This window comes from Burkholderia sp. 22PA0099, from assembly GCF_047497165.1.
Taxonomy (GTDB): Bacteria; Pseudomonadota; Gammaproteobacteria; order Burkholderiales; family Burkholderiaceae; genus Burkholderia.
Genome location: NZ_CP163165.1, coordinates 1,246,030 through 1,268,244, shown reverse-complemented (window position 1 = coordinate 1,268,244; position 22,215 = coordinate 1,246,030). Strand labels below are relative to the sequence as shown.

Sequence of the window (22,215 nt, the reverse complement as noted above, 5' to 3'; positions counted from 1 at the left end):
GACCCGACACCGTAGCGTGTCGCTGCCCCGGCTGCCTGCCAACCCCTGCTGATTCCGCTGCCGATGTCCTCGTTTGCCTCTGTCGCACCCGCTGCCACCCGGCGCCTGACGGCCGCCCGCATCCTCGCCGTCATCGCGCTGTGCATGGTGCCGGTATCCACCGCCCTGACCAACGTGTTCTGCGCGCTGTTCGCCGTCGCGCTGTTGAGCGCGCCCGAATTCTGGCGTGGCCTGCCCGCGCTGTGGCGTCAACCGGCGGCGCTGGCCGGCGTGCTGATGCTGGCCGCGCTGGCGCTGAGCGTCGCGTGGTCGGTCGCGCCGGCGCACGACGCCTGGCAATGGGTCGGCAAGTACGACAAGATCCTCGCCCTGCCGTTCGCCGTGCTCGCGTTCCGCAACGCCACGCCGAATTGGCCGGCGATCGTGCGCTGGAGCCTGTTTTCAACGCTGGTGGCGATCCTCGTGCTGTCCACCACGAACTGGCTCGGCCTGACCGCGATCGGCCCGGCGCACAAGATCGAGCTGCCGCTGTCGCGCGCCTGGGTGTTCAAGAATCACATCGCCGCCGGCATGTTCGGCGCGCTGCTGTTCTACGTGGCGGCCGACATGATGCTGGCTACCCGCACCGCGCGCGCGCGCTGGCTGTTCGGCGCGATCGCGGCGCTCTCGCTCGTCAACGTGTTCGTGATGCTGCAAGGCCGTACCGGCCAGGTCATCGCGCTGCTGCTGATCGCCGTCATCGCGTTGCGCACGCTGAACGTGCTGCGCCATCGCTCGCCTCGCCTCGCGGCGCTGACGGCCGCGCTGATCGTTATCGTGGCCGCCGCGCTGGTCGGCGTGGCCTGCACGATGCATGGCGGCCGCCTGATGAAGGTCGTGACCGAGGTGCAAGCCTACCGGCAGACCGACGCGATCACCTCCACCGGCCTGCGTCTGGCCTGGTACCAGCGAGCGATCGGGCTGTATGAGGAACGGCCGCTGGTGGGCTACGGCGCGGGCGGCCTCGGTTTTGAATTCGCGAAGCTGTCGGCCGGCAAGACGCTGGCCGATGGCCAGTTGACCGAAAATCCGCACAACGAATATCTGCTGATGGCCGTGCAGCTCGGCACGCTCGGCGTGGCGCTGTTCATCAATCTGCTGGTGCAGGTCTGGCGCGGCAGCCGCGCGCTCGATGCGCGCTCACGCCATCTGTTGCTGGCCTGGCTGACGATCTTTGCGATCGGCAGCGCGGCGAATTCGCTGCTGCTCGATTTCGCCGAAGGCCACATGTTCGTGCTGCTGGCGGGGATTCTGATCGGCTGCGGCTACCGGCCCGGCGCGCCGAAGGCGGCCAGCGGCACGGCCGCACGCGGCTGAGTGCTGGAATAAGCGGCGCGGCGGCGTATTGCCGCCGACACGCGCCATCGGGCCGGCCGCCTTACGCGGCCGGCCGCACCAGCTTGATCGGATTGACGATCGCCGACGGCGCGGTGCGCGCCGCCTCGGCCGGCAGGCCCAGCATCTGCGCCGCCGCCTGCGCGACATGCGCCGTCGACATCTGCATCAGACAATCGCTGTAGCTCGCGACGTTGCGTTCGCAACCTTCCTGCCGGCACGGCACGCAGGTCCCTTCACCTTGCAGCAACAGCACGTTCTCGTGCCGCCCCGAGCCGACCAGCGGCCACGGATTGCCCGCGCCGCGCCAGCCTTGTGGCCAAGGCCCCCAGCGCACCGGATCGGACGGCCCGAACAACGCCACCACGGGTGTGCCGGTGGCCGCCGCCACGTGCGTCGCCCCCGTATCGGGGCCGACGAACAGCTTGGCGCGCCGCACCAGCTCGGCGCTCTCGCCGAACGACAAACGCCCGACCAGATTCAACACGTCACCGCCCGCCCCGCGCGCCACCTGCTCGGCGTAATCGCGCTCGTTCTGCGCCGGCCCGCCACTCAGCGCGACCGCATAGCCCAGGCCGCGCAGCCAGTCGATCAATTCGACCCAGCCGTCGCGCCGCCATTGCTTGTAAGCGAACATCGGAAACGGATGCAGCACGACGAGCGGCCGCCCGGCCGCCACGGCCGGCGAGCTGGCCAGCAGCGCTTCGAACTTCGCACGCTGCGCCGGATCGCCGCCAAGGCCCGGCGCAACCACGTCCGGTACCGGCGCGACGCCGATCTGCGGCGCCAGCGCCAGCGTGCTGACAACGGTGTGTTCATGCTGGTGATCGTTGATCGCGATCCGGTTCAGCAGGAAACGCGTCCAGAGATTGACGCGATTCGGATCGACGAGCCCGACGCGGCGGCGGCCGGCGAACCACGTGTAGTAACGCGGCCGATCCGAGCTGAGCGCCGCGACGGCGAGATCGTAGCGACGCCAGAGCCGCGACGCATCGCGCAGCCGCTCGCCAAGCTTCGCGCGCTGGGCGACGACGATCACGTCACGGATATCGGGATTGCCTTCGAGCACGCCCTCGGTGCCGCGAAACACCAGCATGTCGATGGGCGTATCGGGCCAGCGCGCCTTCAACGAACGCACGATCGGCGTGGTCAGCAGCACATCGCCGATCCGGCGCGTGGCGACGACGAGGATGCTGCGGGGCGGGCGATCGGGGGGAAACAGGTCGGCCACGGCTTCGATGATTGGAGTGGGGAAGATCGAGGCTTGCACGCCACTCGATCCGGTAACGCCGCGCGCGAGGCGCGGCGGACGTGAAACGAACCGGCCAGACAGCGATTGCCGTCGCGCGATGCACGCCGGCACCCGCCGCAACCGCGCGGCACGGCGCCGGGCCGGCCAGCCTCAATAGGCGATTTCGACGGCGCCTTCGCCGAACGTCGCGCGCAGTTCGGCCAGCAGCGTATCGCTGGGCTTCACGCGCCACGCTTCGCCGAGACGCATCTCGCCTTGCGAACGCGCGTTGTTGTAGACGATCTGCACGGCCAGCCCGTTCGGGATGGGCGGCGCAGCACGGCGCCCGCCATCGCGGCCATCGCGCCCGCCCCGCCCGGACGGTGCCGGCGGCGGTGCCACCGGCGCGGCTTCGGCCTTGGCGACATGCGGTTCGAGCACGCGGCGCAGCGCGCCGGCATCGGCATTGCCGTTCATGGTCATGCGAACCGCCTGCGCATAACGGCTGCGCGCACGTTCGAGATCCATCACCGCTTCGGCCGTAAAGCGCAGGCCGCCCGTGAAGGCATCGTTACGCGCCTGCCCCTGCACGATCAGCAGTTCGTCTTCCTTGAACAGGCCGCGATTCGCATCGAATTGCTCGTTGAACACGGTGATTTCGCATTGCCCCGAGCCGTCGTCGAGCAGCGCGATGATCATCTTGCCGCGCTGCGTCATCTGGGTGCGCAGCGAAGCGATGACGCCGGCCACGAGCTTGTCGCGCCCTTCCTTCAGTTCACCGAGCTTCATGCGCGCGAAGCGGCGCACTTCGTCGCGATAAGCATCGAACAGATGTCCCGACAGATAGAAGCCGAGCGCGCCCTTCTCTTCCTGCAGGCGACGCTTGTCGTCCCAGGCCGGCTCGTCGACGAGCGCATGCGCATGCGGCGATTCCGCGCCCATGTCGAACAGCCCCGCCTGCATCGCGTTCGCTTCGGCCTGATCGGCCGCTTCCATCGCGAGCGGCACCGAGGCGATCAGTTGCGCACGATTGATCGTCAGCGAATCGAACGCGCCGGCGCGAATCAACGCCTCGACGGTGCGGCGATTGACGAGACGGCGGTCGATCCGTTCGCAGAAGTCGAACAGATCCTTGAACGGGCCCTCTTCCTTGCGCGCGCGGAGGATATCTTCGATCGCGTTCTGGCCGCTGCCCTTGACGGCCCCCAGGCCGTAGCGGATCGTTTTGGAGCGCTTGCCGTCGGCTTCGGCCACCGGCTCGAAACGGTATTCGGACTGGTTGATGTCGGGCGGCAGCACCTTCAGGCCGTTCACGAGACAGTCGTCGAACAGGATCTTCACCTTGTCGGTGTCGTCCATCGCGAGCGTCAAGTTGGCGGCCATGAATTCGGCCGGATGATGCGCCTTCAGCCAGGCGGTGTAGTAGGCGAGCAGCGCATAGGCGGCCGCGTGCGACTTGTTGAAGCCGTAGCCCGCGAACTTCTCCATCAAGTCGAAAATTTCGTCCGACTTCGTGCGCGCGAGGCCGTTCTTGGCCGCGCCCTCGGCGAAGATCTCGCGATGCGTCGCCATCTCCTCGGCTTTCTTCTTGCCCATCGCGCGACGCAGCAAATCGGCGCCGCCGAGCGAGTAGCCGCCGATGATCTGCGCCATCTGCATCACCTGCTCCTGATAGACCATGATGCCGTAGGTCTCTTTCAGGACGGGTTCGACGCGCGGATCCGGGTACTCCACCTTCTCGCGGCCGTGCTTGCGCGCGCAGAAGCTCGGGATCAAGTCCATCGGGCCCGGACGATACAGCGACACGAGCGCGATGATGTCCTCGAAGCGGTCGGGCTGGGCATCCTTCAGCATGCCCTGCATGCCGCGGCTTTCCAGCTGGAACACGGCGACCGTATTCGCTTTCTTGAGGATCTGGAACGAGGCCGGATCGTCGAGCGGCACCTGTGCCAGCGACCAATCGGCCTTCGACGGATCGAGACGGCGGATGAAGCGCTCGGCCCAATCGAGGATGGTCAGCGTGGTCAGGCCCAGGAAGTCGAACTTGACGAGGCCCACGGCCTCCACGTCGTCCTTGTCGTACTGGCTGACGACGCCGCCGTCCTCGCCCTGCACATAGAGCGGGCAGAAATCGGTCAGCTTGCCGGGCGCGATCAGCACGCCGCCGGCGTGCATGCCGACGTTACGCGTGAGCCCCTCGACGCGCTGCGCGAGATCGAGCAACTGATGGACTTCGTCCTCGTTGTCGTAGCGCTCCTGCAGTTGCGGCTCTTCCTTCATCGCGTCGGCGATGGTGACGTGCTTGCCCGGCTTGAACGGGATCAGCTTCGCGATGCCGTCGGTGAACATGTAGCCGAGGTCGAGCACGCGGCCGACGTCGCGCACGGCCGCTTTCGCCGCCATCGTGCCGAACGTGGCGATCTGCGAGACCGCATCCGCTCCGTATTTTTCCTTCACGTACTGGATCACGCGATCGCGGCCGTGCTGGCAAAAATCGATATCGAAGTCGGGCATCGACACCCGCTCCGGATTCAGGAAGCGCTCGAACAGCAGGTTGTAGCGCAGCGGATCGAGATCGGTAATGCCGAGCGAATAGGCCACCAGCGAACCGGCGCCCGAGCCGCGGCCCGGGCCGACCGGCACGCCGTTGTTCTTGGCCCAGTTGATGAAGTCCGCCACGATCAGGAAGTAGCCGGGGAAGCCCATCTTCTTGATCGTGTTGCATTCGAATTCGAGGCGCTGGTAATACGTGGTGCGCTGCGCATCGCGCTCGGCGGTGTCCGGATAGAGCTGCTCCAGCCGCTTTTCGAGCCCTTCCTGCGAAAGCTGGACGAGGTAATCGTCGAGCGACATGCCGTCCGGCGTCGGGAACAGCGGCAGCTTCGGCTTGCCCAGTTCGAGCTTGAGGTTGCAGCGCTTGGCGATCTCGACCGTGTTCTGCACGGCCGACGGAATATCGGCGAACAGCGCGGCCATCTCGGCCTGGGTGCGGAAGCATTGATCGGTGGTGAAGCGCTTCTGGCGACGCGGATTGGCGAGGATGTCGCCTTCCGAGATACACACGCGCGCCTCGTGCGCCGTGAAATCGTCGTCGCCCATGAACTGCAGCGGGTGCGTGGCCACCACCGGCAGCTTCAGCTCGGCCGCGAGCTTGGCGGCTTCCTGCACGTAGGCTTCGGCGCCCGGCTGGCCGTAGCGCTGCAGCTCGATATAGAAGCCGCCCGGGAACACGCGCGACCAGCGCTGCGCATGACGGCGCGCCGCTTCGAGGTTGCCGGCCGCCAGCGCGAGGCCGATGTCGCCCTGCTGCGCGCCCGACAGCGCGAGCAAGCCCTGGCCGAGTTCGGATTCGAGCCATTGGGCATCGACTTCCGCGCGGCCGCGGTATTGATTGGTGAGCCAGGCCTTGGACAGCAGCTCGCAGAGATTCAGGTAGCCGGCCTTGTCGCGCACCAGCAGCAACAGGCGTGAGGGCTTGTCGCGATCGTCGTGGTTGGTGATCCAGACATCGCAGCCGGCGATCGGCTTGACGCCCTTGCCACGGGCTTCCTGGTAGAACCGGACGAGGCCGAACGCGTTGCCGAGATCGGTCAGGGCGAGCGCGCCCTGACCGTCGGCGGCCGCGGCCTTGACGAGGTCGTCGAGGCGCACGATGCCGTCGGCAATCGAGAATTCGGAGTGAACGCGAAGATGGACGAAGCGGGGATCTGACATGGGCGTTATTGTAGCCGCGTCGTGGCGAAGGCAACGTCCGACGGCCGGAAAAAACGCCGCGCTGGCCATCCGGCCAGGTCTGGCGGGAGTCGCGCATCGGGGCACGTCGGTGCGACACGTTGCCTGCCCCGTTCGGCCGACTGGTCCGCCGCCCCGTTTGCGGGATAATACGGGTTTCGCTCATTCACGCGGCGGCCCGCCGCGCGGCATCGCACCCTCATTTGCGCCCTTTCCGGCGCAGCCGTGCGCCGCGCCCGCCCCGCTTCATCACCGGTTCATCATGTCCATCGTCAACCTCGCCGCCTACCGCTTCGTCACGATCGAGTCGCCCGAAGCCTGGCGGCCGCTCGTCACCGAGCGCTGCCAGTCGCTCGGGCTGCGCGGCACGATCCTGCTGTCGCCCGAAGGCATCAACCTGTTCATCGCCGGCCCGCGCGAAGCCGCCGGCTCGTTCATCGCCTATCTGCGCGAAGATCCGCTGTTCGAGGGCAAGTTCGCCGACCTGCAGTTCAAGGAAAGCCTGTCCGATTCGCAGCCGTTTCGCCGCATGCTGGTGCGCCTGAAGCGCGAAATCATCACGATGAAGAAGCCGGCCATCAAGCCGGAGCTCGGCCGCGCGCCGTCGGTCGATGCGCAAACGCTGAAAACCTGGCTCGACCGCGGCCAGGACGACGCAGGCCGCCCGGTCGTGATGCTCGACACGCGCAATGCGTTCGAGGTCGATGTCGGCACGTTCGACCACGCGCTCGATTACCGCATCGACAAATTCAGCGAATTCCCGGCCGTGATCGATGCGAACCGCGCCGATCTCGAAGGCAAGACGGTCGTCTCGTTCTGTACCGGCGGCATCCGCTGCGAGAAGGCCGCGATCCACATGAAGGAAATCGGCATCGATCACGTCTACCAGCTCGAAGGCGGCATCCTCAAGTATTTCGAGGAAGTCGGCGGCGCCCACTATCACGGCGACTGCTTCGTGTTCGACCACCGCACCGCACTGAATCCGCAACTGGCGCCAACCGGCAACGTCACCTGCTTCGCGTGCCGCGCCGTGGTCACGGCGGAGCAACAGCAATCGCCGCTGTACGTCGTGGGCCAGTCCTGCCCGGCCTGCCATCCGGCCGGTGGCAACGCCCTCGCCGGCGCGGCCTCGCGGCCGAACGCAGCCTGACGGCTGCCGGCTTTCGCGCACCGGGCCGGCCTTGAACTCGCGCTATTGCGGCCGCTTCGCGCCGTCGCCCACCGGCCCGCTGCATTTCGGCTCGCTGGTCGGTGCGATGGCAAGCTGGCTCGATGCCCGAGCCCACCGCGGCACATGGCTGGTGCGAATCGAGGATGTGGACGGCCCGCGCACGGTGCCCGGCGCGGCCGACGCGATCCTCGACACGCTGGCCGCGTTCGGGCTCGCGGCCGATGCGCCGCCCGTCTGGCAGAGCCGGCGCGACACCGCCTACACGCAGGCGCTCGACGCGCTCACGCAAGCCGGCCATGTCTATCCGTGCGGCTGTACACGCAAGGAAATCGCCGATTCGTTGCGCGCCGCCCACGAACGCCATACCACGCTCGCCTACCCGGGCACCTGCCGCGACGGCCTGCACGGCAAGCCCGCGCGTGCCTGGCGGCTGCGCGTGCCCGACGGCGCGGCGGCCTCGATCCGTTTCGACGATCGCTGGCAAGGCGCGCAAACACAGAACCTCGCCACCGAAGTCGGCGATTTCGTGCTGAAACGCGCCGACGGGCAATGGGCCTATCAGCTTGCCGTGGTGGTGGACGACCGCGATGCCGGGGTCACGCATGTCGTGCGCGGCGCGGATCTGCTGGATTCCACCGCGCGGCAACTCTACCTTCAGCAATGTCTTGGCGTGGCAACGCCCACGTACCTGCACGTGCCGGTGGTGGTCGACACCAACGGCGAGAAACTCAGCAAGCAGACCGGCGCGACCGCGCTCGATGCGTCCAGGCCGTTGACCGCACTGATCGCGGCGGCCGCCCATCTGGGCCTGACGCTGCCATCCTCGGCGCAAGCCTCTCTCGACACGTTCTTCCCGGCGGCAACGGCAGCCTGGGCCGCGCGCTTCGGGCCGAATACCCGCTGACCCAGCCGCACCAGGCACGACACCCTTCCGTTTCAGCGCCACCCAAACAAAACGGGCGGACGCTTTCGCATCCGCCCGCTGTCAGGCCAAGGCCCGCCGCCGCTTACGACGACGAACGGCGCGGCATGCCGAAGCCGCCCAGCAGCGCGGCCAGCGGCTGCTTCGACTTCTTCTCCGGCTGGGCCGGCTGCTTGATTGCTTCTTCCTGCTCGCGCGCGCTCGACGACGGCACGTAAGGCTTCAGGAAAAACTCGTCGACCGGCGCCTCGCGGCGCGAATGATGCGTGCGTTCGCCGCCATGCGAGGGCGAGCGGCGCGGGCCGCGCGCTTCGCTGCGATCGCGTTCGCCACGCTCCCCACGTTCCCCACGTTCGCTGCGCTCGGCGTGTTCGCGGCGCGGACGCGCCGGCGCGTCGATGGCCAGCGGCTGCAACGGCAGGTCGCGCTTGATCAGCTTTTCGATGTCGGCCAGTTGCTTGCGCTCGTTCGGGCTGCACAGCGACAGCGCGTCGCCTGAGGCGCCCGCGCGGCCGGTCCGGCCGATCCGGTGCACATAATCTTCCGCGCTGAACGGCAGGTCGAAGTTGATCACGGCCGGCAGCTCGGCGATATCGAGGCCGCGCGCGGCCACGTCGGTCGCCACCAGCGCCTCGACTTCACCGCGCTTGAAGGCGTCGAGCGCCTGCATCCGTTCGTTTTGCGAGCGGTCGCCGTGAATCGCCGTGGCGATCACGCCGTCGCGTTCGAGCTGACGCGCCAGCCGGCTCGCGCCGAGCTTGCTGTTGCAGAACACGATCACCTGCTTGAGCGCGCGATCGCGGATCAGCTTGACGACGGCCGCCTGCTTGTCGCCCTCGGGGATGTCGTAGACGATCTGCGTCACGTTGGTCGCGGTGGCATTGCTGCGCGCGACTTCGATGGTCAGCGGATTGGTCAGGTAGGTCGCGGCGAGCTTCTTGATTTCGGGCGAGAACGTGGCCGAGAACAGCAGCGTCTGGCGCACCTTCGGCAGCAGGTTCAGGATGCGCTGCAGGTCGGGCAGGAAGCCCATGTCGAGCATCCGGTCGGCCTCGTCGAGCACCAGCATCTGCACCTGGCCCAGGTTCGCCGTTTTTTGCTGAACGTGGTCGAGCAAGCGGCCCGGCGTCGCGATCAGGATTTCGACGCCGCGGCGCAGCTCGGCCATTTGCGGGTTCATGTCGACGCCGCCGAACACCACGGCGCTGCGCAGCGCCGTGTGCTTCGCGTACGAATGAACGTTGGCGGCCACCTGGTCGGCCAGTTCGCGGGTCGGCGTGAGGATCAGCGCGCGCACCGCGTGGCGCGCCGGCGAGGCGCTCGTGTTCGCTTGCGGCAGCAGGCGCTGGATGATCGGCAGCGAAAAGCTGGCCGTCTTGCCGGTGCCGGTTTGCGCGGCGCCCATCACGTCGCGCCCCGACAGCACGACCGGAATCGCCTGCGCCTGGATCGGCGTCGGCTTCGTATAGCCCTGCTCCGCAATGGCCTTCAGAATGTCGGGCGCGAGGCCGAACTGATCGAAAGTTGCGTCGACGGACGTGGCTGCTGAATCGGACATGGTTGGCGTTTCGCTCAAATGGCGCGGCGGGGAATCTGGCGCGGCAGCGCCGGTGACGGGCTGCCGCGCGAACGACATATGGAATGAATGACGGAACTACTGCGGCGCGCCGCGCGACGCCGCCGCGACGCCGGAAACGATCCCGGCGCGCCGCCCCGTGCGGCCGAACGCCGACGGAAAGGCCCGCATTGTAGCACTGGCCTGCGACGAAGCCGCGGCACGCCTCACGGACGCTTGCCGCGCGGGGCAATCTCCGTGCAATCGGCGAGCAGCGGCGGCGCGTCCTGGCCGCCGATTTGATCGCGCAGGTTGCCGGTGCGGCCCTTGGTCCACCAGACATAGCGGCCCGCCTGATAACGGACACCCGAGGCGGACAGGGTATCGACGAACAGCATCGGCTTGCCGTCGACCGGCACCAGCGCGAAGCTCTGGCCGTTGCGGGCCAGCCAGTAGGCCACCCGCACCGGCTTCGGCCGATCCGCGCATTGGTAGGTCGACACGGTGCGCGCGTCGGCGTCGATTTCCTCGACGGTCAGTTGCGCGGCGTGCGCAACCGAAGCCAGGCCCATGGCGGCCAGCAGGCCGGCGGCGAACGTGATGCGGATCATGCGTGCTCCGAGCAGGAGCCACTTCGAACCACGAATCGGCCCCAATAACAAGAATCGATCAAGGATCGATGACGGCCGCGCAACCATCGGTTGGCGCGGCGGCCACGTGACCGACCAACGGCACCATCTTCAGCCCGGCCGACGCGACGCGGCACGGCGCGGCGGCCACGCCGCAACCCGATACCGCCGCGCACAGCACGGCAATCAATGCCCATTTCATAGTGACACTCCCTGACCGGGCAGCGGATGCCGCCACGGCCTTCGATACGGTTGCGGCGCCTGGCCCCGCCTCAGCGGGCCGACACCGGGCGAACTGCCGCGGCGGCCCGCCGTGCGCGCTCGCGGGCCTCGTCCACATCGGCGCCGGTCGCCACCGCCACGCCCATGCGGCGCTTGACGAAGCTCTCCGGCTTGCCGAACAGACGCAGATCCACGCCCGGCACGGCCAACGCCTCGGCCACGCCTTCGAACGCGATGCCGGCCTCGTCGATACCGCCATAGATGACCGCCGAAGCGGCCGGCGACGACAGGGTCGGATCGACCGGCAGGCCGAGAATTGCGCGCGCGTGCAGTTCGAACTCCGACTGGCGCTGCGAGGCCAGCGTGACAAGCCCCGTGTCATGCGGACGCGGGCTGACTTCGGAAAACCACACCTCGTCGCCACGCACGAACAGTTCCACGCCGAACAGGCCGCGGCCGCCCAGCGCCGTTGTCACTTGGTGTGCGATTTCGCGCGAACGTTCCAGGGCCAGTGCGCTCATCGGCTGCGGCTGCCAGGATTCGACGTAATCGCCCGCCACCTGGACGTGGCCGACCGGGTCGCAGAAATAGGTCCGGGTCTCGCCGCTGGCCGGGTCGATCGCGCGCACCGTCAGTTGGGTGATTTCGTATTCGAAATCGACGAAGCCCTCGACGATCACGCGGCCGTGGTTCACGCGGCCGCCGGCCATCGCGTATTGCCAGGCCGGCTCGATATCGGCGTCCTGCTTGACCACCGACTGGCCCTTGCCCGACGACGACATCACCGGCTTCACCACACACGGGAAGCCGATCGATGCGACCGCCGCGCGGAATTCCTCGAACGACTGCGCGAACGCATAACGCGAGGTCGGCAGGCCGAGTTCCTCGGCCGCGAGACGGCGAATGCCCTCGCGATTCATCGTCAGTTGGGTGGCACGCGCGGTGGGAATCACCTCGACCACGCCTTCCGCCTCGATGGCCGCCAGCGCATCCGTGGCGATCGCCTCGATCTCGGGGACGATCAGGTGCGGCTGTTCGGATTCGACCAGCGCGCGCAGCGACGCCGCGTCGGTCATGTCGATCACGTGCGCGCGATGGGCGACCTGGTGCCCGGGCGCGTTCGCGTAGCGATCGACGGCGATGACTTCGACCCCGAGGCGCTGCAACGCGATGATGACTTCCTTGCCGAGTTCGCCGGCGCCCAGCAGCATGACGCGCGTGGCGGAAGGCGAAAGCGGCGTACCGAGCCGCTGACCGATCTGCATGAGATTTCCCGCTGAAATGATTGGGGTGAACGTGTGAGGAACGACCGAGCCGCGATGTTAACACGCGAGCCCGCAGCAACCTGACGCAGAACGTTTGCCGCCGCGGATGGTCTGCTCGCCTGCCGCGCGCCGACTGCGTTACTCTTACGCCTTTGCCAGCACCGCCATCAATACGAGGATCGAGGCCATGCATAACCCCTCCACGGCCTGCCGCACGCCCCACCGCTTCATGAAGCCGCTGCGCGCGCCGCTCGCCGCGGTGGCGCTTGCCGCACTGGCCGCCTGCGCGATGCCGACCCACCCCGATGCCGGCGCCCCCGCGTCCGATCCGTTCAATCCGGCCGCCATCCAGTTGGTCGACGACACGAGCTGGCAGCTCGCGAGCTGGCGCAATGCCGACGGCTCGCAGCGCGACGTGCCGCAAGGCGACGCCGGCGGCCAGCCGATCCAGCTGACGCTGTCGACCACCGACGGCGTGCGCCGCGCGTCGGGCTTCTCGGGCTGCAACCGCTATTCCGGCACCTATACCGTGAAAAACGGGCTGCTCGGCTTCGGGCCGCTGGCCGGCACGCGGATGGCCTGCCCGGCCTCGGCCGGCGGCAAGCTCGAACGCCCGTATCTCGATGCGCTCGCGCATATTTCCAAGGCCGGCCTGCAGATGCAGGCGCCGCAACAGCTATACCTGGTGACCGACGACGGCGCGACGCTGACATTCGCGCGTCGCGACCCCCAGTAATCCTTTCGATGCGCGCGGCCATCGGTCGATGCGCCGCGCGACAGCATCGTGCATCCGGCCCGCGCGCGGGGATCGGATGCCTCCCCCGGCTTAACCCGACGGGCCGCGCGCGGCGCCCGTCCTCGCGATTCCACGTTTCCTGGTATGCATAGCGTAGTTTTCGGCTGGTTCGGCGTCTCGGCCATCTGGTTCGTTCCCCTGGTCTGGCGGCTCGTCAAGTCGATGCTGCCGGGCGGCGCCGGCACGGCCGGGCGCGGCTTGATCCGCCTCTGGCTCGGCTTCGCGAGCGTGTTCGTCGCCAGTTGCACGCTCGCCACGGCGCTGCCGGGCGGCGACACCGGCGACGCATTCGGCCATGCCCTCGCGGCCGGCTTCGACCGCGTGTTCGGCCATATCGGCACGCCGCTGGTGATGGTCGTGCTGTTCGTCGGCGGCCTGCCCTGGCTGCTCGGCGCCGACTGGCGCACCACCAACGACTGGCTCGACCGCTCGTTCGGCTTCCGGCTCGGCCGTGGCGGACGGCGCGACGAGGACGAAGCACGCTCCGTCGCCGACCTGCCGCGCAACGCGCTGCATCGCGACGAAGATCGCCGCGTGCGGCGCGCGGGCGACGTGCAGCCGTCCGCGGCGAACACCGTCAACTCGATGGCGCCCAAGCGCAACGGGCGTTTCGCGCGGCCCACGCTGTGGAAGCCCGACGCGAAGCGCGACATGCGCGGCGAGGCGCGGCGCGAAACGCGCCAGGAGCCGCGCGGCTGGACGCCGCCGCCGATCACGCGGGTGCAGCCGGTCGAGCCGTCGGCGCCGCAGGGATGGTTGAATCCGAATTCGGGCGGGCGGCCGGCGTCAGGCAACAGCGGCATGGCCGCGGGGGCGATCGGCATGGCCGCGGCGGCCACCACCGCATCTGCGAAAGCCGCCACGGCGACGGGCAGCGCCGCCCTGGCCGCGCCGCCGGTGCCGCCGCCCTTCGTGCCGTCGTCGGTATCGATGCCGCCGGCTTCGCCGACCATCGCCTCGTCGGCCGTGCACGCCGCGCAGGCGGTCAAGGTGCTGCAGGAACGCTATCCGTCCACGCGGCGCGCGGCCCCGGCCGCCACGCCGATCCGCCCGGTGGTGCCGCCGATCACGCCGCCGGCCCGGCCACCCGCGCCGCAACCTGCCCCCGCCCGGCCGTTGCCGCGCGCGGCCGCACCGGCGCAGAACGCGAACGTCACGCCGCGCCGTCCCGCGCCACCGGCGCGCGCCCCGCTCTATGCCTGGAACGAGAAACCGGCGCAGCCTGTGGAGCCCGCACCGAGCCTGCAGGACGCGCTGCGCTCGATCGATGCCAGCACGGCGCAATGGGCCGCGCTGGCCGGCGCGACGGTAACGCCGTCGGGCACCGGCGACCTCGCAAGCGCGGCCGCGGCGGGCAGCGCACAAGCCGCGGGGATGTTCACAACGCGCGAGACCTTGCCGGATACGCTCGCGGCCAGCGCATCGGATGACACGGCGCTGCCCAGCACGCCGCCCGCCTTCGAGATGACGGCCGACCCAAGCGACGTGCCGCCCAGCCCGGATGCCGACGACGAAGGCTCGGACACGTCGTCCGATGCCGTCATCGACATGAGCGCCTTCCTGCCGCCAGTGAATGACGGCGCGGGATTCGCGCATCACGCCGATGCCTTCGTCGGCCTTGCGCCGCAAATACCACCCGTTGATACGCAACCGCCCGCGCATCTCAAGAACAGCATCTCGACAACACGCGCCGCACCCGTCGCATTCGGCCCGGCTACGGAGCAGCGCGACGACGCCAACGTTTTCGCGCCAGCCGCACCGAGCCTGCCGATCGAAGCCATTGCGGCAACGCCCGACAAATCAACGGCGCAATACGCCGATGAACCGGCCATCACGCCGCTGCGCTCGTCGTTCGTCGCCAGCGGCGATGCCGTCAGTACGTCAGCATCGGCAACAGTCGGCGCAAGCAGCGTCATGCCTGCGGACGCCCATGCCGCGCCGCTGGACAGCGTCGACACGAACGACGCCGCCCGGACGTCCGCCGGAACACCCCCGTTCGCATCTGCGCCGCCGCAAACGGTCGCCGGCAGCAGCCACCTCGCTCCGCCACCGGCACCCGTCACGGAAGCGCCGCCCGCAACCCACGCCGTCCCGCCTTGGGAATCGCTGCCGAGCGTGCCGACCGATGCCTCCGCGCCCGCCGTCTCGACATCCGCCTTCGCCGAGACATTGAGCGCACCGCTGACTGCCATGACACCCTCGACGCCATCGGCCTTCACGTTCTCGTCGGCCAGCGACACCGACTACGCCGCGCCGCAGCCCTCGGTGCTGTCGACCGACGCATCGTTCACGCTGTCCACGCCGAGCGAGACGCTCGCTTCCGGCCTGGCCGCCTCGGAACCCGCAACGGCATCGGCCGACATCGCCCCGGCGTTCCTGCCGGGCGCATTCGCCCCGGCCACCGCGCAACCTGCCGCGCCAACGCCCACCTCGGCCGCTCAGGCCACCCCGCCCGCCGCCAGCGAACCGCCGGCCCGCCAGGCCCCGCCGAACGCCTTCGAATTCCGTGCCCCGGCCGCTTCGAACGTCGAACTGCCCGGCCTCGACCTGCTCGAACCGCCCGCCGACGACATGCCGCCGATCTCCGAGGCCGATCTGGCCCAGACCGGCCAGGTCATCGAGCAGCGCCTGCAGGAGTTCAAGGTGCCGGTCACGGTGGTCGGCGCATCGGCCGGCCCGGTCATCACACGCTTCGAGATCGAACCGGCGCTCGGCGTGCGCGGCAGCCAGATCGTCGGCCTGATGAAGGACCTGTCGCGCGGCCTCGGCCTCACGTCGGTTCGCGTGGTCGAGACGATCCCCGGCAAGACCTGCATGGGCCTCGAACTGCCGAACGCGAAACGCCAGATGATCCGCCTGTCGGAAATCCTCGCCTCGCGCCAATACCAGCATTCGGCCTCGCAATTGACGATCGCGATGGGCAAGGACATCACCGGCAACCCGGTCGTCACCGATCTGGCCAAGGCGCCGCACATGCTGGTGGCCGGCACCACCGGCTCCGGCAAGTCGGTCGCGATCAACGCGATGATCGCCTCGCTGCTCTACAAGGCCACGCCCGAGGAAGTGCGGCTGATCATGATCGACCCGAAGATGCTGGAGCTGTCCGTCTACGAAGGCATTCCGCACCTGCTCGCGCCGGTCGTCACCGACATGAAGCTGGCCGCGAACGCGCTGAACTGGTGCGTCGGCGAAATGGAAAAGCGCTACCGGCTGATGTCGGCCGTGGGCGTGCGCAATCTCGCGAGCTTCAACCAAAAGCTGCGCGACGCGGCCGCCCGCGACAAGAAGATCGGCAACCCGTTCTCGCTGACGCCCGAGGCGCCCGAACCGCTCTCGCCGCTGCCGCTGATCGTGGTGGTGATCGACGAGCTGGCCGACCTGATGATGGTGGCCGGCAAGAAGATCGAGGAACTGATCGCGCGGCTCGCGCAGAAGGCGCGTGCGGCCGGCATTCACCTGATCCTCGCTACCCAGCGCCCGTCGGTCGACGTGATCACCGGCCTGATCAAGGCGAACATCCCGACGCGCGTAGCGTTCCAGGTGTCGTCGAAGATCGATTCGCGGACGATTCTCGACCAGATGGGCGCCGAATCGCTGCTGGGCCAGGGCGACATGCTGTTCCTGCCGCCCGGCACCGGCTACCCGCAGCGCATCCACGGCGCGTTCGTGGCCGACGAGGAAGTGCACCGGCTCGTCGAATACCTGAAGCAATTCGGCGAGCCGCAATACGAGGAAGGCATCCTCGACGGCCCGACCAGCGAAGGCGGGTCGACGCAGGACCTGTTCGGCGAAGCGCCCGACGCCGAAGCCGATCCGCTCTACGACGAAGCGGTGGCGTTCGTGGTGCGCACGCGGCGCGCGTCGATCTCGTCGGTGCAGCGGCAATTGCGCATCGGCTACAACCGCGCGGCGCGTCTGGTCGAGCAGATGGAAACGGCGGGCCTGGTGTCGGCAATGGGCATCAACGGCAGCCGCGAAGTGCTCGCGCCGCCGCTGGCCGAGTAGGAAAACACGCAAAAAAATACGCGGCGCGCGGCACCGAAATTGCTCCGCTGCGCGCCAGGTGCGTCGAAAAACGTTGCATGAGCAAGCGGTCGGTTGCCCATGCAACGGTCGGCGCCATCGCCGGGCCGGCAGCCGAACCCAGCCTCATGAAAAACGGGCGGGGCGTGAAGTGACCCCCACGCGTCCCGCCCGTTTTTCATTCGTCGCCCGGCTTACGGCTGCACCGGCACCAGCTTGAAATCGACCGGCTTGCTCAGTGCGATCTTGCGCGCGTCGGGATCGAGCCGGCCCGTCGCCACGTCGCGGCGGAACACGTAGAACGCGCCGCTTTCCTGGTTGCCGACGATCAACCACTTGCCGGTGGGATCGATCAGGAATTCACGCGGCGTCTTGCCGAACGTCGACTGACGGCTCACGAACGCGAGCTTGCCGCTCGCGGCGTCGATCTTGTAGGCCACCAGCTCGTTGGCATCGCCGCGGTTCGTCACGTAGAGGAAGCGGCCGTCCGGCGAGGCGTGGATCGCGCCGCCGCCTTCCTGCCCGTGAAAGCCGGGCGCCGACATCTTCACGCTCTGCAGATGGGTCAGCTTGCCGTCCTGGTAGCCATATACCTCGACGGTGCCCTTCAGTTCGGTCGTCAGATAGGCGAAGCGGCCGTTCCGCGAGAACACCAGGTGGCGCGGGCCGGTGCCCGGCGGCAGCGGCGTGTAGCGCGCATCGGTCGGGCCGAACAGGCCGCGCGAGCCGTCGGGCGTGTAGCGGTATTCGAACAGCTTGTCGACGCCGAGATCCTGCACGAACAGGTAGTTGCCATCCGGCGAGAACACCGTCGAATGGACGTGCGCGCCGTCCTGGCGCCCCTTCACCGGGCCGCCGCCCTCGTGATGCACGTTCAGCACCGAGGCGCCCACCTTGCCGTCCGCCTCGACCGGGAACACCGTGAAGCTGCCGCCCGGGTCCGCCGCCACCGAATAATTGGCCGTGACGAGGTACTTGCCGTCCGGCGACAGGCTCAGATAGCACGGATCGTTCCCTTCCGACGACACGCGATCGAGGAAATTCAGCGTGCCGGATTTCGCATCGAACGCGAACGCGCTGACGCCGCCGCGCTGGCTGGCCGGGCCGTCGTCGCCGGGCAGCTCGTTGACGGCGTAGACGAAACGCCCGTCGCGGCTCGGCAGCAGATAGGACGGATTGACCGTTTTCGCGGTCGAGACGACGGGCGACACATCGCCGGTACGCGTATCGAACCGGTACACGTAGATGCCCTCGCTGCCCGCGCCGGTGTAGGTGCCGACCAGCAGGTTATAGACGGCATCGGTCGGCGCATTGGCGGTATCCTGCGCAAACGCGTGCGCGGCGGACAGCGACAGCACCACGGCGATACCCTTGATCCAGTGACCCAGTCTCAGCGGTGTCATACGCGTAATCCTCTCGAAATGGAGGGGCCGCGGTGCGGGAATATCAAGGCCGTTGGAACTTCCCTGCACCGAAACGCCTCAGTTGTTGTGATTGTTCAACGATTCGGGCGGCCCCTGCCCGTTTCGTTCGAACGAAGTATACGGGGCCGTGCGCGCCAGCGTCGTTTCGCGGCGCGCACGGCTCGGAAAGCCAATCGTCAGCATCACGGAGAACTGCATACATGCCAGCCCTCATCGAAGACTACGCGCTCGTCGGCGACGGCCATACCGCGGCCCTGATCTCGCGCGACGGCTCGGTCGACTGGCTCTGCTGGCCCCGCTTCGACTCGGGCGCCTGCTTCGCCGCGCTGGTCGGCACGCCCGACCACGGCCGCTGGCTGATCCGCCCGTCCGCCGACGCCAAGATCCTGTCGAGCACGCGCCGTTATCGCGGCGAAACCCTGATCCTCGAAACCGATTACGAATGCGAGACGGGCTCCGTCACCGTGGTGGATTTCATGCCGCCCGGCAACGGCTGGTCCGAACTCGTGCGCATCGTGATCGGCAAGCGCGGCCACGTGCCGATGCAGATGGAACTGGTGCTGCGCTTCGATTACGGTTTCTCGATCCCGTGGGTCACGCGGCTGTCGCGCGAAGCCGGCATGAAGGCGATCGCCGGCCCCGACACGGTGGCGCTGCGCACCCCGGTGCCGCTGTCGGGCGAAAACCTGCGCACCGTCGCCGAATTCACCGTGCATGCCGAAGAGCGCGTGCCGTTCTCGCTGGCCTATGCGCCGTCGCACCTGCGCCTGCCGCCGGCGCGCGAACCGCTGTCGATGCTCGCGCGCACCGAGAATCACTGGCTCGAATGGTCGTCGCGCTGCCAGATCCAGGGCCGCTACGCCGGCGCCGTGCGGCGCTCGCTGATCACGCTGAAGGCGCTGGCCTACGAGCCGACCGGCGGCATCGTGGCCGCGCCCACCACCTCGCTGCCCGAGCACATCGGCGGCACGCGCAACTGGGATTACCGCTTCTGCTGGCTGCGCGACGCCACCATCACGCTGCTCGCGCTGATGCGCGCCGGCTACTACGACGAAGCACGCGCCTGGCGCGCCTGGCTCGGCCGCGTGATGGCCGGCTCGCCCGAGCAGATCCAGATCATGTACGGCATCGCCGGCGAACGCCGCCTGCCCGAAATGGAACTCGACTGGCTGCCGGGCTATCAGGATTCCAAACCGGTGCGGATCGGCAACAACGCGGCCAACCAGCTTCAGCTCGACGTGTTCGGCGAGGTGATGGCCGCGCTGCACCTGGCGCGCGTCGGCGGCTTGCAGGCCGACGATACCGTCTGGTCCGTCCAGTGCGCGCTGCTCACCCATCTCGAGAAAATCTGGCGCGAGCCCGACGAAGGCATTTGGGAAACGCGCGGCGGCCGCAAGCACTTCACGTTCTCGAAGATCATGGCGTGGGTGGCGTTCGATCGCGCGATCAAGTCGGCCGAGCAGTTCCGCCTGCCCGCGCCGCTCGACCACTGGCGCGCGCTGCGCGACGCGATCCACGAGGACGTGTGCCAGAACGCCTGGAACGAGAGCAAGCAGGCGTTCTCGCAGAGCTATGGCAGCGACGAACTCGACGCGAGCGTGCTGATGCTGCCGTTGGTCGGCTTCCTGCCGCCGTCGGACCCGCGCGTGGTCGGCACGGTCGAGGCGATCGAGCGCGAGCTGCTGCACGGCGGCCTGGTGATGCGTTATCGCACTACCGATTTCGACGACGGCCTGCCGCCCGGCGAAGGCACCTTCCTCGCCTGCAGCTTCTGGCTGGTCGACAACTACGCGCTGCTCGGCCGGATCGACGACGCCCACCGGCTGTTCCGCCGGCTGCTGTCGCTGGCCAACGATCTGGGCCTGCTGGCCGAGGAATACGATCCGATCGAGGGGCGCCTGGTCGGCAATTTCCCGCAGGCGTTCTCGCACGTCGCGCTGGTGCATACGGCCATGAACCTGATGCACCACGAGGAAGAAATGGCGCAGGCGGCGGGCCAGCCGATGGCGGTGGAAACCGACGGCCGCTGAGGTCGTCGAGCCGTTCGGCAGCACGGTTTTGCGACAATAACGAGTCAGTTTGCGGATTCGTAAAACATCGCAAAATCAACCCCGCATGGGGAAAATGCTGCATTGCGGCATGAGGCGGAACCCGCTATGATCTTCGCGACTGGCCGGCCACCGAATACCGTGGTCCGGCCCCGGACTTGACTGCGCGCCGCGGCGAAGAGCGCTCCCGCGACGCTCTCCCCTCGGGAGCCCTCATGCTTTACCAAATGCACGAATTCCAGCGGGCGTTGTTGAGTCCGCTGACCGCCTGGGCACAGGCCGCGTCGAAATCCTTCGCCAATCCGTCCAGCCCGCTGTCGCTGATGCCAGGCGCCACGCGCTGGTCCGCGGCCTACGAGCTGATGTACCGGCTCGGCAAGGACTACGAAAAACCCGAATTCAACCTGCACCAGATCGAGAAGGACGGCCATCACATTCCGATCGTCGAGCAGACGGTCATCGAAAAGCCGTTCTGCCGGCTGCGCCGCTTCAAGCGCTTCGCCGACGATTCGGTGGCGGTCGGCCAGTTGAAGGAAGAGCCGGTGGTGCTGGTGTGCGCGCCGCTGTCGGGCCACCACGCCACGCTGCTGCGCGACACCGTGCGCACGCTGCTGCAGGATCACAAGGTCTACATCACCGACTGGATCGACGCGCGCATGGTGCCGGTGGAAACCGGCCCGTTCCATCTGGACGACTACGTCGATTACATCCAGGATTTCATCCGCCATATCGGCGCGCGCAACCTGCACGTGATCTCGGTGTGCCAGCCCACCGTGCCGGTGCTCGCGGCGATCTCGCTGATGGCGAGCCGCGGCGAGGACACCCCGCTGACCATGACCATGATGGGCGGCCCGATCGACGCGCGAAAGAGCCCCACCTCGGTCAACTCGCTGGCCACCAACCATTCGCTCGCGTGGTTCGAGAACAACGTGATCCACACGGTGCCGGCGAACTATCCGGGCGAAGGCCGCCAGGTTTATCCGGGCTTCCTGCAGCACACCGGCTTCGTCGCGATGAACCCCGAGCGCCACGCGCAATCGCACTGGGATTTCTACCAAAGCCTGATGCGCGGCGACGAGGAAGACGCGGAAGCGCATCGCCGCTTCTATGACGAGTACAACGCGGTGCTCGACATGGCCGCCGAGTATTACCTCGACACGATCCGCCTGGTGTTCCAGGAATTCGGCCTGGCCGAAGGCACCTGGGACGTGCGCGGCGAGCGCGTCAAGCCGGCCGACATCAGCCAGACGGCGCTGATGACGATCGAAGGCGAGCTCGACGACATTTCCGGCAGCGGCCAGACGCACGTCGCGCAGGAGCTGTGCACGGGCATTCCCGACGAACACCGCCGCAGCCTGACCGCCGAGAAGTGCGGCCACTACGGGATCTTCTCGGGCCGACGCTGGCGCACCATCATCTACCCGCAACTGCGCGAGTTCATCCGCGAGCACCAGCCCGCGTCGAAAACGCCGGCCGGCGCGGCGCCGGTAGCACCGGGCAACGATGATGCGATCAGCGTGACGGCATCCCAGGCCGCCGCCAGCCCGGCAGTCAGTGCCGCCGCTCAGGATGCCGCAGCCGGCACCGCGCACGCCGCGCCGGCCAAAGCCGCGCAACGCACCACGCCCAAGCGCAGCGCCGCCGGCTCGCGCCGTTCGCCGGCCCAACCGGCCACGTCGACCAAGCCTGCCGCCAAGAAGGCCGTCGCACCGAAGGCTTCGCCGGCCCGCTCGCCGCGCGCCCGCAAAACGGTCTGAGCCTCGCGGGCGCGCAGTACGCGCCCGCTTCCACGACGCACGACAACGCCCCGCCCGGCGAGACAC

At 68.2% G+C, this 22,215-nt stretch carries 14 protein-coding genes; 7 read left to right on the top strand and 7 right to left on the bottom strand.

The genetic code is table 11. The annotated features are described in order from the left end of the window. Positions 1-63 precede the first annotated feature (63 nt). Positions 64-1,356, top strand: a complete 1,293-nt coding sequence (locus AB4851_RS21105; protein WP_414451331.1) for an O-antigen ligase family protein — start codon at positions 64-66, stop codon at positions 1,354-1,356. Between the two features lie 61 nt (positions 1,357-1,417). Here AB4851_RS21105 and AB4851_RS21100 read toward each other — a convergent pair whose 3' ends face one another. Together AB4851_RS21100 and dnaE are read right to left on the bottom strand one after the other, a co-directional pair. After that, complete coding sequence (locus AB4851_RS21100) at positions 1,418-2,605, bottom strand: glycosyltransferase family 9 protein (RefSeq protein ID WP_414451907.1); 1,188 nt, start codon at positions 2,603-2,605, stop codon at positions 1,418-1,420. 171 nt (positions 2,606-2,776) lie between these two features. Then, positions 2,777-6,319: a DNA polymerase III subunit alpha gene (gene dnaE, locus AB4851_RS21095; RefSeq protein WP_414451330.1), complete on the bottom strand. Its 3,543-nt coding sequence runs from the start codon at positions 6,317-6,319 to the stop codon at positions 2,777-2,779. A gap of 280 nt (positions 6,320-6,599) precedes the next feature. On the opposite strand from dnaE, the gene AB4851_RS21090 reads away from it, so the two are divergent. Continuing rightward, on the top strand, positions 6,600-7,487 hold the full coding sequence (locus AB4851_RS21090) for a sulfurtransferase (RefSeq protein WP_414451329.1): 888 nt from the start codon (positions 6,600-6,602) through the stop codon (positions 7,485-7,487). Between the two features lie 31 nt (positions 7,488-7,518). Beyond that, positions 7,519-8,412, top strand: coding sequence for a tRNA glutamyl-Q(34) synthetase GluQRS (gluQRS, locus tag AB4851_RS21085; protein WP_414451328.1), 894 nt, complete (start codon positions 7,519-7,521; stop codon positions 8,410-8,412). Between the two features lie 103 nt (positions 8,413-8,515). Here gluQRS and AB4851_RS21080 read toward each other — a convergent pair whose 3' ends face one another. From AB4851_RS21080 to purT, 4 genes are all read right to left on the bottom strand, one after another. After that, positions 8,516-9,988, bottom strand: a complete 1,473-nt coding sequence (locus AB4851_RS21080) for a DEAD/DEAH box helicase (protein ID WP_414451327.1) — start codon at positions 9,986-9,988, stop codon at positions 8,516-8,518. A gap of 224 nt (positions 9,989-10,212) precedes the next feature. Next, the gene (locus tag AB4851_RS21075; protein WP_414451326.1) at positions 10,213-10,596 is read right to left on the bottom strand and encodes an MliC family protein; all 384 of its coding nucleotides are present in this window, start codon (positions 10,594-10,596) and stop codon (positions 10,213-10,215) included. A 58-nt stretch (positions 10,597-10,654) separates the two neighbouring features. Further along, entirely contained in the window at positions 10,655-10,816 is a 162-nt protein-coding gene (locus AB4851_RS21070) for a DUF6726 family protein (protein ID WP_414442712.1), read from the bottom strand. Between the two features lie 70 nt (positions 10,817-10,886). After that, complete coding sequence (gene purT, locus AB4851_RS21065; RefSeq protein WP_414451325.1) at positions 10,887-12,101, bottom strand: formate-dependent phosphoribosylglycinamide formyltransferase; 1,215 nt, start codon at positions 12,099-12,101, stop codon at positions 10,887-10,889. A 187-nt stretch (positions 12,102-12,288) separates the two neighbouring features. Here purT and AB4851_RS21060 point away from each other — a divergent pair, with 187 nt between their 5' ends. Both AB4851_RS21060 and AB4851_RS21055 read left to right on the top strand, forming a co-directional pair. Continuing rightward, a complete protein-coding gene (locus AB4851_RS21060; protein WP_414442714.1) occupies positions 12,289-12,837 on the top strand; it encodes an META domain-containing protein in 549 nt (182 codons plus the stop codon). Positions 12,838-12,981: 144 nt separating this feature from the next. Further along, entirely contained in the window at positions 12,982-16,902 is a 3,921-nt protein-coding gene (locus AB4851_RS21055; protein WP_414451906.1) for a DNA translocase FtsK, read from the top strand. A 212-nt stretch (positions 16,903-17,114) separates the two neighbouring features. On the opposite strand, the gene AB4851_RS21050 is transcribed toward AB4851_RS21055, so the two are convergent. Beyond that, positions 17,115-18,323: a lactonase family protein gene (locus tag AB4851_RS21050; RefSeq protein WP_414451324.1), complete on the bottom strand. Its 1,209-nt coding sequence runs from the start codon at positions 18,321-18,323 to the stop codon at positions 17,115-17,117. A gap of 221 nt (positions 18,324-18,544) precedes the next feature. Between AB4851_RS21050 and AB4851_RS21045 the strand changes: the two genes are divergently transcribed. Then, entirely contained in the window at positions 18,545-20,374 is a 1,830-nt protein-coding gene (locus AB4851_RS21045) for a glycoside hydrolase family 15 protein (protein ID WP_414442717.1), read from the top strand. A gap of 233 nt (positions 20,375-20,607) precedes the next feature. Beyond that, entirely contained in the window at positions 20,608-22,149 is a 1,542-nt protein-coding gene (locus AB4851_RS21040) for a polyhydroxyalkanoate depolymerase (protein ID WP_414451323.1), read from the top strand. Positions 22,150-22,215 lie beyond the last annotated feature (66 nt).